The organism is Staphylococcus sp. NAM3COL9, assembly GCF_001431205.1.
GTDB lineage: Bacteria > Bacillota > Bacilli > Staphylococcales > Staphylococcaceae > Staphylococcus.
In genome coordinates this window covers 72,031-84,329 of sequence record NZ_LGPC01000011.1, presented here as the reverse complement: position 1 = coordinate 84,329, position 12,299 = coordinate 72,031, and the positions used below count along the sequence as shown (strand labels likewise).

The following is a 12,299-nucleotide window of genomic DNA, read 5'->3' as shown; positions in this document are numbered from 1 at the left end:
GTAAAATATTCACAAAGTCCCATTTACTAACGTTCAAAGTACTGGCTTATGTTAAATTAATAAATCCACTACCTAGCACGTCACGTACATCATGTATAACTAAGAAAGCTTTGTCATCCTCTTCATTCACTAATTTTTTGACTCGCGTGACTTGGGATTGTGGTACTACAACGTACAGCATACTTGTTTCTTTTTTACCGAAACCACCCTTACCTTTAAGCAACGTTGAGCCTCTACCTGTAAAACTGTTAATTCTATCACTAATATTTTCATTTTTATCTGAAATAATCGTAACAGCTTTTTTAGGATTAAAGCCTTCAATTATAAATGAAGTTGCACGTTCAGTAATGAAAATCATAATAATTGTAAATAACACGTTTTCTAACGGTAATACAAACAAGAAAGATAGCACAACTAAACCATCTAATAAAAATATGCCTTGTGACGTTTTTATATCAAAGTACTTATTCAGCATTTTAGCTACAACTGAAGTTCCTCCAATGACACCACCTGCTGCAATAACTAAGCCTATGCCAAGTCCTACAAACACACCTCCAAAAGCAGCGTTGATTACAAAGTTATCTATACCTGTACTGAAATTTTCAGTTAAATTTAAAAATAAAGAAATTGCCGTATTCGCAATAAAGGTATATACAGCAGTTCTTGTACTTAAAAATTTCCAACCTACAATAATAACAATTGTATTAATAATTAAAGAAGTTAGAGCTGGCGACCAACCAAAAGCATATTTAAGCGCTAAAGATATACCAACTGTTCCTCCATCCCCAAGATTAGATTCTAGAATAAAGCAATTTACTGCAATTGCACTGACAAATGCGCCAATCAAACACAAAATGATATTTTTAGTATGATCACGGAATAATTGTTTCATCATTTTCATTTAAGCACCCCCTTACATTTTTCAAAAATCGGACCCCTTTGGCAAACAATTACGCGTGGTATTTACAATTTTCAGTCAACTAATATCAATATAACTATAGAGGCTAAGACATATATTTATATCTCAGCCTCATAAAAATATATTATTGTAATTCTAAGTTATACATCGTATTATAAATGCAAATGTACCACAATAATAGTGGTCACACCTCTTTGTATTTCTTGTAACGCTTTAAACGCATTACATTCAATAAATGTATAACAATCATTCCTTTTTTCTAGTTGAATGACAATATCGTCTTTAATGCTTTTACTTTTTAATATTTACAGTTAGAATAAATATAAATCCAATTGGAGGTATTTCATGTCTTTTTATATTATTCCATTACTTATTGCAGCACTAGTATTATTGGTGGGCTATATTATTATTAAAATTATGATTCGCTAATAATGACTATACTACACAATTACACATTTTAGTTTTAAAACGGTCAGCACATACAATAAGTATTATAAATTATGAAATATATTAATAAACTTTGTTGCTAAAAAAGACCTTAATTCAACGAATTTCAACAAGAATTTTGCTATATCAGAATGATTTAATATAAAGAGGAAGATCAAAATGGCATTCATTTTAATCTTCCTCTTTATTATACTTTTAAATACGTCTATACATATTACATTTTATGAATTACTTAATAAGTCCTTTTTGTTTAATACTTGACTTTGATTTCTTATATATATTTGCTTCTGATGTGTTAGATAGCCATTCGTTTTTATCGTCTGAATGAGATGGATGTCTATAATCTTCTTCTTTTTTTAAAAAATCATTTAAATGTGCAAAGTGATTATATGCTTTTTTTGGGTCATCTGTCATAATATCCCCTCCAACTCACATTTTAAGACAAGTTGTCTCGCCATTCAACTAATGTACCAATATCATTTTCAGAAATTTCTCCATTTTCTTTAGCTACCTCAATTAATTCATTATAATTACTTAAAGTAAAGAAAGGTATTTGGGCTTCTTTGAATTGTTCATCCGCTTTTTTCAGACCGTACGTAAATATAGCTACTACGCCTAAAACTTCAGCTCCTGCTTCTTTTAATGCCTCCACAGCAGTTATAGAAGATCCACCTGTTGAAATTAAGTCCTCAATGACAATCACTTTTTTACCTTTACTTATCGCACCTTCAATTTGGTTTTGTTTACCATGACTCTTACTCTTAGAACGCACATAATTCATCGGTAAATCTAGCACTTCAGAAACATAGGCAGCATGTGGAATACCAGCTGTTGCAGTGCCTGAAACGATTTCGACATCCGCAAAATTATTTTTAATTAACGTACTTAAACCATCTCTTATATTTCGTCGTACAGAAGGATGACCTAATGTCACACGGTTATCGCAATAAATAGGTGATTTAATACCTGAACTCCATGTAAATGGGTCGTTTGGTGAAAGTGAAACTGCTTTAATATCTAATAGTGATTTTGCTATTGCTTTAGCCATTTTAACTTAACCAACTTTCTTTAATTTTATGATAACTTGCGACCGGATTATCACTTTTCGTAATTGGTCGTCCTACTACAATATGTGTCGAGCCTAATTGTTTCGCATCTTCCGGTGTAGTAATCCTTTTTTGATCATCTGAATGCGCATTTTCTGGTCTAATTCCAGGTGTCACTTTCAAGAAATTTTTGCCGAGTTCACGTGTAAGTAATGCCGCTTCAAGCGGTGAACATACGACACCATCTAAACCAGACATTTGGGCTAGATGCGCATAATTAAGCACTGCATCTTCTATGGAACTTTGAATATTTTGTTCATTTCTTAACATAGATTCTGTAGTTGAAGTAAGTTGCGTAACTGCTATAATTTTAACATCTTGGTTATGTTTTCTTAGGCCTTCTAATGCGCGTGTCATCATTTCAGTTCCACCAGCAGCATGTACGTTTACTAAATCAACGTTTAATTTACTTAATCCTTCCATTGCTTTACCCACAGTATTAGGTATATCATGTAATTTTAAATCCAAAAAAATATCGTGTCCGCGTGTTTTAATAGATTCTATAAATTGTGGTCCAGTTTGATAAAAAAGTTCCATTCCTACCTTTACAAAAAGTGGCTCATCAAATTGATTTAAGAATACATCCACCGCTTCTGCTGAATCAAAATCTAGTGCGATAATTGGTAAATTATTCATAATATGTTCTACACCTCGTATTTTAAAAACTTCTACTATATGAACTAAGATAAAATAATGTTACGCAATCGCACTTTTATTTTATCTTAGTTAGTATCAAACTTAACTATTACATATTTTTCATTGTAAATGTCATGCTTTCAATCACTGACGTTAGTGCATCAGCAGTATCTAAAGAAGTGAGACAAGGTACGCCATTTTCAACTGATGTACGTCTGATTTGGAAACCATCACGTTCGAATTCCTTACCTTTTGTCATTGTATTCACTACAATTTGTACTTCACTTTGTTGAATACGTGTTAATAAATCATCTTCTTTGCCAATTTTACCGACAATTTCTGTTGGTATATGATGCTCTGCTAATTTATTCGCAGTACCTTCAGTTGCTAAAATTTTATAGCCTACTTCATTTAAACGATGTGCGATACTGACTACTTCTTCTTTATCTTTATCACTCACTGTCATCAATACGGTACCATGATCTTTTACTTCCATACCGCTAGCTGTTAATCCTTTGAATAGGGCTTTTTCCATCGTTGTATCTTTACCCATAACTTCTCCTGTTGATTTCATTTCAGGTCCGAGCGTAATATCAACATTTTTCAACTTATTAAAGCTGAACACTGGCGCTTTGACAAAAACACCTTCAGTGTATGGCTGAATGCCTGCTTTATAGCCTATGTCTACAATTTTTTCACCCATAATCGCACGCATTGCTAGTTGAGCCATTTGGATGTTCGTAATTTTACTTAAAAATGGTACTGTACGACTCGAACGTGGGTTCACCTCTAAGACGAACACACCATCATGAGCGATAACAAATTGGATATTAATTAATCCTATAATATTTAATCCTTTAGCTAGTCTAATCGTATAGTCTTCTAACGTATCCATTTCTTGTTGAGTTAATGTTTGTGGTGGATAGACTGCTATAGAGTCGCCTGAATGAACACCAGCTCTTTCGATATGCTCCATAATACCAGGGATTATAACAGTTTCCCCATCAGATATCGCATCTACTTCAATTTCTTTACCTGTCAAATAACTATCTACTAGTACTGGATGATCTGGGCTCGCTTTAACTGCTTGATTCATGTAATCTTCTAATTCTGCATCACTATTCACGATTTCCATCGCACGTCCACCTAATACATAGGAAGGTCTTACTACAACTGGATAACCAATATTCCTCGCATTTTCTAATGCTTCTTTAGGAGACGTCGCTGTTTTACCTTTAGGTTGAGGTACATCAATCGTGTGTAATAATGCTTCAAATTCTTTACGGTCTTCAGCACGATTTAGATTTTCTAAAGATGTTCCTAATATTTGAACGTCATGTTTAGCAAGTTTATCTGCTAAGTTGATTGCTGTTTGGCCACCAAATTGTACGACCACACCCTTAGGCTGCTCTAGATCAATAATATTCATAACGTCTTCTTCTGTTAAGGGCTCAAAGTATAACTTATCAGAAATTGAAAAGTCTGTAGATACAGTTTCTGGATTGTTATTAATGATAATTGCTTCATAACCTGCACGTTGTATTGCCCAAACTGCATGCACTGTTGCATAATCAAATTCTACGCCTTGTCCTATACGAATTGGTCCTGAACCAAGTACAAGAATTTTTTCTTTGTCTGTAACAATAGATTCGTTTTCATATTCATAAGTACCATAATAATATGGCGTTGCTGATTCAAATTCTGCAGCACAAGTGTCTACCATTTTATAAACTGGCGTTATACCATTTTTTATTCTTAAATCATGAACTTCTTCTTCGGTCATATCAAAACGGTGTGCAATGACACGATCACTAAAGCCATAATCTTTGGCAAATTTAAGATATTCGATATCACCTTTATTGTCCTTCAAATCATGCTCAATGTTGATGATATGTTGGAATTTATTTAAAAAGAAGTAATCAATTTGTGTCATATCATGAATTTCTTCTAATGTTGTTCCGCGACGGATCGCTTCACCTATAAAGAACAAACGTTCATCATCTTGGTCATTGATACGTGCTTTAATATAATCTAAATCATATGAATCTCCGTTAGGTAAACCAAGGTGATGTACACCATATTCCAATGAACGAATTGCTTTAAGTAATGATTCTTCGTAAGTTCTACCAATTGCCATTACTTCACCAGTTGCTTTCATTTGTGTACCTAAAACACGTTCACCTTTTTCAAATTTATCAAATGGGAAACGTGGAATTTTTGAGATAACATAATCTAAAGTTGGTTCAAATGCAGCGTAAGATGTTTCTGTAATTGGGTTTAACATTTCATCTAAAGTTAAACCAACAGCAATTTTCGCTGCTAGTTTAGCAATTGGATAACCTGTTGCTTTAGAGGCTAATGCTGATGAACGAGACACACGTGGATTCACTTCAATAATATAATAATCCATAGAGTGTGGATCTAAAGCTAATTGCACGTTACAGCCGCCTTCTATACCTAAAGCACGGATTACTTTTAATGATACGTCACGTAGCATTTGATATTCAATGTCTGACAATGTTTGGCTCGGCGCCACAACAATCGAATCGCCTGTATGTATACCGACTGGGTCAATATTTTCCATATTACATACAACGATAGCGTTATCGTTTTTGTCACGCATTACTTCATATTCAATTTCCTTGAAACCAGCAATTGATTTTTCAATTAAACATTGCGTTGCTGGACTATAATGTAAACCATTCGCTACAATTTCTTTAAACTCATCATCATTATGACAAATGCCACCGCCAGTACCTCCCATTGTAAATGCTGGTCTTACTATAAGTGGATAGCCAACTTTTTCTTTAAACGTAAACGCTTGTTCTACATTGTTTACAATATCACTTTCAGGCACAGGTACCCCGAGTTCATTCATTAATGATCTGAATAATTCTCTATCTTCTGCTTGTTGGATTGATTCTAATTTAGTACCTAAAAGTTGTACATTGTTTGCTTCAAGTTCCCCACTATCATGTAGTTGAATGGCCATGTTCAATCCTGTTTGTCCACCTAATGTAGGTAATAATGCGTCTGGTTGTTCTTTACGAATAATGCGCGCTATAAAATCATGTGTTAAAGGTTCAATATATACTTTATCTGCAATTTCTTTGTCAGTCATAATTGTTGCTGGATTCGAGTTTACTAAAATTACACGGTAGCCCTCTTCTTTTAATGCTAGACAAGCTTGTGTCCCTGCATAATCAAATTCTGCGGCTTGACCAATAATAATTGGTCCGGATCCTATAACTAAAATCGTTTCTATATCTGTACGTTTAGGCATTTGACATACGCTCCTTCGCTTTATGGTCATTCATCATATCAATAAACTCATCAAATAAGTAATTTGAATCCGATGGCCCTGGGCATGCTTCAGGATGATATTGAACTGAAAATGCTGGCAATGACTTATGTTTTAAACCTTCTATCGTTCCATCATTGATTGCGACATGTGTAATTTCTAAGTCACTATCGACTAATGAGTCTTTATCGATTGCATAACCATGATTTTGACTTGTTATTGCAATTTTTTCTGTTTTAAGATCTTTCACAGGATGATTGGCACCTCTATGACCGAACTTCATTTTGAATGATGTTGCACCTTGAGATAAGGCGAAAAGCTGATGTCCTAAACATATACCAAAGAACGGAATGCGTCCTAGTATATCTTTAATCATTTCAATTGCAATTTTCATTTCTTCAGGGTCTCCTGGTCCGTTAGAAAGCATGACACCATCTGGAGTCATTCTCATAATCGCTTCAGCTGAAGTATCATAAGGTACGACGGTTACATTACAACCACGCGTATTCAATTCTCTAACGATATTTTGCTTTTTGCCAAAATCAACCAATACTACACTCAAATCATAGCCAGTTGAAACGTAAGGTGTTTTCGTTGATACTTGTGTCACTTCATTTTTTGGCAATTCAGTCGTTTTCAACTGTTCTACTAATGATTCAATTTCAGCTTTATTATCAGTAAAAGTTGCTTTTAACACGCCGAAATTTCTGATTTTTCTGGTAATACTACGCGTATCAACACCTGAAATACCAGGAATATCATATTCTACTAATACGTCATGTAATGTCTTTTGTTTTCTGAAATTACTTGGATGATTACTTGCTTCTTTAACAACTACACCATTTAGCGTAGGTACAAGCGATTCAAAGTCATCTCGGTTTATACCATAATTTCCGATAAGTGGATATGTAAACGTAATAATTTGACCCGTGTATGAGGGGTCCGATATTGTTTCTTGATAACCCGTCATTGCAGTATTAAAAACAATTTCTCCTACTGTTAATTGATCAGAACCAAGGGGATAGCCTTCGTAATATGAACCGTCTTCTAAAACTAGATAGCGTTTCTTCAACATTATTTTTCCTCCTTAAATTTAACTTGACCTTCAACCATTGTTAATACTGGCGTACCATATACTTTGTAACCGATAAACGGCGTATTACTTCCTTTAGATGCAAAATTCTCTGCTTTTATTTCACTTTCTTCATCTAGGTTAATAATTGTTAAATCTGCTAATCCACCTTCTTCTAATGTACCATAAGGTAACTCGAAAGTCTGAGCGGGTTTAATCGTTAAATAATCTACTAACTGTTGTAACGACCAGTCACCATTTTTTACAAAATGCGTATACAATAATGGGAAAGCTGTTTCGCTTCCAACAATACCAAATGGTGCTTGTGTCATAGATTGTGCTTTTTCTTCTGCAGCATGTGGCGCATGGTCTGTTGCAATACAGTCTATCGTACCATCTAATAAGCCTTCAATCAGGGCTTCTCTATCTTCTTTGCTTCTTAATGGAGGATTCATTTTATAAATCGCATCATCACCTGGAACATCATCTTCAGTTAATAATAAATGATGCGGTGTAACTTCTGCCGTCACATGTATCCCTGCTTTTTTAGCATCGCGAATTGCTCTGACACTTTCTTTCGTAGATACATGACATACATGATAATGTGCTCCAGCCGCTTCTGCTAATAGCACATCACGTGCAATTTGTACTGCTTCACAAATATTTGGAATACCAGGAATACCTAATGCTTCACTGCGTTGCCCTTCATGCATAACGCCACCATAAATTAAACTGTTATCTTCACAATGTGCTACGACTGCTTTATTCAATTTTGCTGCTGCTTGCATGGCCTCATACATCATATTAGCTTGTTGAACACCTACGCCATCATCTGTAAACGCAAACGTACCGTTGTTAGAAAGTGTTTCAAAATCGACATGTTCTTTACCAGCTTGTCTCACTGTAATAGCCGCGTAAGGTAATACTCTTACTTCAGCATTATCTTCTATTAATTGATTTAAATGATTTAGATTTTCTTTTGAATCAGGTACAGGACGCGTATTTGGCATTGGACAGACGGTTGTAAAACCACCTCTTGCTGCTGCTTTCGTCCCCGTTGCTATTGTTTCTTTATGTTCCCCACCTGGTTCACGTAAGTGCACATGTACATCTACTAAGCCAGGAGAAACAAACTGTCCTTTAACATCAATAACTTCAGTATTTGTATCTACCTCAAGTTGAGCGCCTATTTGTTTAATATGTTGTCCTTCAACTAAGATAGACACCGTTTCAAATTCACCATTTTTTAAGATTTTAGCATTCGTTAATAATTTCATTTGTTTCTGCCCCTTTCGATTGTAAAATATAATCTATAACAGCCATGCGTAAGTACATGCCATTTTCCATTTGTTTGAAAATACGTGATTTTGATGCTTCAACAAGTGAATGTTCTATTTCCACACCTCTATTTACTGGTGCTGGATGCATCACGATTGCTTGTGATTTCAGTCTATTATATCTCGCTTGCGTTAAACCGTATTGATTATGATAGTTGCTTACTTCAAATTGTGTTGTATCCCCATCACTATGTCTTTCATGTTGTACTCTTAATAACATTACTATATCTACTTCATCTATAACAGTATCAATATCTTTATACGGCGCATCTAAGGAAGCATCTTTCCAAGCATCTGGGCTAGAAAACATTACGTTTGCACCAAGTGCTGTTAAACTTTGAAAATTACTTCGAGCGACCCGAGAGTTTTTAATATCACCACAAATCAAGATATTTAAGTCTTCAAAAGTTTGATATTCTTCATAGATTGTCATGATGTCTAATAAACTTTGTGTCGGGTGTTGGCCACTGCCATCTCCTGCATTAATAATTGGTATGTTAAGCGATTTTAATTCGTCATAATAAGTGGTTTGTGAATGCCTTATTACCAGAACATCTGCACCTACTTGTTCTAAAGTTTTACATGTGTCATATAATGTTTCCCCTTTTTGAACAGAAGATGTATTTGTTTCAAAATCAATTAATTTCAGTCCTAATTTTTGTTCTGCTACCAAGAAACTACTCTTCGTACGTGTCGAGTTTTCAAAAAATAAATTTGCTACAAATTTATCTTCATAGCGTTGTGGTTGTAGTTCAGCATTTTTTATTGCACTCGCACGTTTAACTAATTCATATATTTCATTTGTAGTTAGATGTTCCATTGATAATAAATTATCCAATTTTTCCAACCCCCTCATAATAATCAATGCTTATTTATTCGCTGGTGCTGCCTTCGGTAAGATAAGATTGAGTATAATGCCTGCTAGTGCAGCTAATGCCATGCCTTCTATTTGCATATTGATGCCGACGCCATTTAAGTTAAAAACGAGATTACCAATACCAATTACAAGGATGACTGATGCAATAACAAGGTTGCGGTTACTCGCAAAATCAACTTCACTTTCGACTAGCATTCTTAGACCACTTGCTGCGATAATACCGAAAAGTAGTATAGATACACCACCCATTACCGGTGTAGGTATAGATGAGACGAGCGCTGTGAATTTGCCAACAAACCCTAATATAATGGCAATAACTGCTGCTCCTCCAATGACATAAACACTATAAATTTTTGTGATGGCTAAAACGCCAATATTTTCACCATAGGTTGTGCTCGGAGGACCGCCAATCAAACTTGCAAACATGGTAGAAACACCATCACCAATAATCGAACGATCTAAACCTGGGTCTTTAAAAAAGTTACGTCCTACAATTTTGTTAATGACCATTTGGTGCCCTATGTGCTCACTTACAGTCACAAAGACAATAGGTATCAAGACAATGATCAATCCCGTGTGAATGGATGGCGTATAGTCTTTAAATGGCAAATACACGTCTGGAAATTGTAACCATTTCGCCTTAGCTATTGGAGCAAAATTGACGAGTCCCATAAATGCTGAAAGGATGTAACCTGTGACGATACCAATTAATACCGGTATCAAGGATAAGAAACCTTTGAAGTAACCCTGAACTACGATTGTTACAATCAACGTGGTCATTGCTACTGCTAAATAACTTAGATTATAGCCTTGCATCTCTGAAGAATTCTCAAACATTGCCATATTCACTGCAGTAGGAGCTAAACTTAATCCTATAACCATAATGACTGGTCCTACAACAACCGGTGGCAACAAATTCATCAGCCAAGCTGTCCCAGTTAATTTAATTGCTAACCCAATGAGTACATACATTACGCCACTCATGAATAATGCCATCAACATGTCACCTAAGCTATGTGAATTAAGACCAGTAATTATGGGTGTAATAAATGCGAAACTCGACCCTAAGTAAGCTGGTATCTTCGCTTTGGTAATTAGTATGTATAATAATGTTCCTACACCAGAAGCTAATAACGCTGAAGATATAGGTAATCCTGTTAAAAATGGTACGAGTACAGTTGAGCCAAACATCGCAAATAAATGTTGTGTACTTAGGAATGCCCATTGTCCTAATTTAGGTCTATCTTGTACATCTAATACTGGCTTAACTGTCCGTTCAAACATTGTTTCATTTTCCATGTATTGTGCTTCCTCTCATAAAAAATCTCTTTACATTAAATTCATGTAAAGAGACTAAAAAGTATATATCTTGATTATTGCTAAGTTGAATTACAGCCATTTACATTTAATGACTATAGATAACTCGCAATAAAAAAAGTATATGTGAAGAGGAATGTTATCAACATCGTGCGTTTAATAACTATAAATGAATTGCTTACGTATCTAATGCTTAGACCGTAGCTGAAAATTTAAATCCTCTTCCCTTTTCCAGTCTCTCGTACTGAATTAAAAGATGCTATTCAATTACTACTGCATTTCTATCATCGATTTCTTCAAGAAAGACTACCACAGCTTCTTCCCTTGCTGTTGGTATGTTTTTACCAACAAAGTCTGCACGTATCGGTAATTCTCGATGCCCTCGATCAATTAGTGTAGCTAAGCCTATTTTCTTAGGTCTAGCATATTGTAACACTGCGTCTAAGGAAGCCCTGACCGTTCGCCCTGTATATAAAACATCATCAATGATAATTACTACTTGATTTGTAATATTAACATCAATTTCATATGCTCTTTCTTCAGATTCGTTTATTGTCTGTTCTAAATCATCTCTAAATTGGGTGATATCAATTGTTCCAGTTGGCACAAGCTTTTCTTCTATGCGCTCAATTTTTTGTTGAATACGTCGTGCTAAAAATGCACCTCGCGTTTTAATACCTAGCAATATTAAATTATCAGTACCTTTATTATATTCTAGAATTTCATGTGCAATACGTGTCACTGTTCTTTGAATCGCTGCTTCATCCATAATAACTCGTTCTGACATTTTAGGCACCTTCCTTAATTTGATAAATATTCATTTAATATAAAGAAAACCTCATGTCTTTATTAAGACATGAGGTTTAGTTATAAGGAATCATAAACAAACAAGAGATTTATCTTCACTTAACTTAGATGCTTTCTCTTCACAGGGATTTAACCGCTATGTTTCCCATTGCGCCGATATATTACAGCTACAATAGCGTTCATTTGTCTTCACAAACATACAATATGTTTATGTACCTTATATTAAATACATGTCTTCGAAGCCTCTCTGGACTTTCATTTAAAGACGTATGGCGCTCTATTAAACTGTCACTATACTACCATGAATATAATTCACTTGCAAGCGTTCAAATAAAATTAAAGGTAATCATTAGAAGCTATTTCACTTCATTCATACGATACTTTGACTTGTTTATAACTAGACATTAAAAAACTACTAGATTCTAAAATAGAATTCTAGTAGCTCGTTCTTATATATTAAATTTAAATCATCAAATCTTT

10 protein-coding genes are annotated in these 12,299 nt (G+C 34.6%); all 10 read right to left on the bottom strand.

What is annotated here, in order from left to right; translation table 11 throughout:
- Positions 1-46: 46 nt before the first annotated feature.
- Positions 47-901, bottom strand: coding sequence for a YitT family protein (locus tag ACA31_RS03415; RefSeq protein WP_057511976.1), 855 nt, complete (start codon positions 899-901; stop codon positions 47-49).
- Positions 902-1,594: 693 nt separating this feature from the next.
- Complete coding sequence (locus ACA31_RS03410; RefSeq protein WP_057511975.1) at positions 1,595-1,780, bottom strand: hypothetical protein; 186 nt, start codon at positions 1,778-1,780, stop codon at positions 1,595-1,597.
- Between the two features lie 22 nt (positions 1,781-1,802).
- On the bottom strand, positions 1,803-2,414 hold the full coding sequence (gene pyrE / locus ACA31_RS03405; protein ID WP_057511974.1) for an orotate phosphoribosyltransferase: 612 nt from the start codon (positions 2,412-2,414) through the stop codon (positions 1,803-1,805).
- 1 nt (position 2,415) lies between these two features.
- A complete protein-coding gene (pyrF, locus tag ACA31_RS03400; protein WP_057511973.1) occupies positions 2,416-3,108 on the bottom strand; it encodes an orotidine-5'-phosphate decarboxylase in 693 nt (230 codons plus the stop codon).
- 109 nt (positions 3,109-3,217) lie between these two features.
- The gene (carB, locus tag ACA31_RS03395; RefSeq protein WP_057511972.1) at positions 3,218-6,391 is read right to left on the bottom strand and encodes a carbamoyl-phosphate synthase large subunit; all 3,174 of its coding nucleotides are present in this window, start codon (positions 6,389-6,391) and stop codon (positions 3,218-3,220) included.
- Positions 6,384-7,484 carry a carbamoyl phosphate synthase small subunit gene (locus tag ACA31_RS03390; RefSeq protein ID WP_057511971.1) on the bottom strand — a complete coding sequence of 367 codons (1,101 nt, stop codon included), beginning with the start codon at positions 7,482-7,484 and terminating at the stop codon, positions 6,384-6,386. The genes carB and ACA31_RS03390 overlap by 8 nt, the downstream gene beginning before the upstream one ends.
- The gene (locus ACA31_RS03385; protein ID WP_057511970.1) at positions 7,484-8,758 is read right to left on the bottom strand and encodes a dihydroorotase; all 1,275 of its coding nucleotides are present in this window, start codon (positions 8,756-8,758) and stop codon (positions 7,484-7,486) included. The genes ACA31_RS03390 and ACA31_RS03385 overlap by 1 nt, the downstream gene beginning before the upstream one ends.
- On the bottom strand, positions 8,736-9,656 hold the full coding sequence (locus tag ACA31_RS03380) for an aspartate carbamoyltransferase catalytic subunit (RefSeq protein ID WP_057511969.1): 921 nt from the start codon (positions 9,654-9,656) through the stop codon (positions 8,736-8,738). The genes ACA31_RS03385 and ACA31_RS03380 overlap by 23 nt, the downstream gene beginning before the upstream one ends.
- A 30-nt stretch (positions 9,657-9,686) precedes the next feature.
- The gene (locus tag ACA31_RS03375; protein ID WP_057511968.1) at positions 9,687-10,994 is read right to left on the bottom strand and encodes a uracil-xanthine permease family protein; all 1,308 of its coding nucleotides are present in this window, start codon (positions 10,992-10,994) and stop codon (positions 9,687-9,689) included.
- 277 nt (positions 10,995-11,271) lie between these two features.
- Positions 11,272-11,799 (bottom strand): bifunctional pyr operon transcriptional regulator/uracil phosphoribosyltransferase PyrR, encoded by a 528-nt coding sequence (gene pyrR, locus ACA31_RS03370; protein WP_057511967.1) that lies wholly within the window; start codon positions 11,797-11,799, stop codon positions 11,272-11,274.
- Positions 11,800-12,299 lie beyond the last annotated feature (500 nt).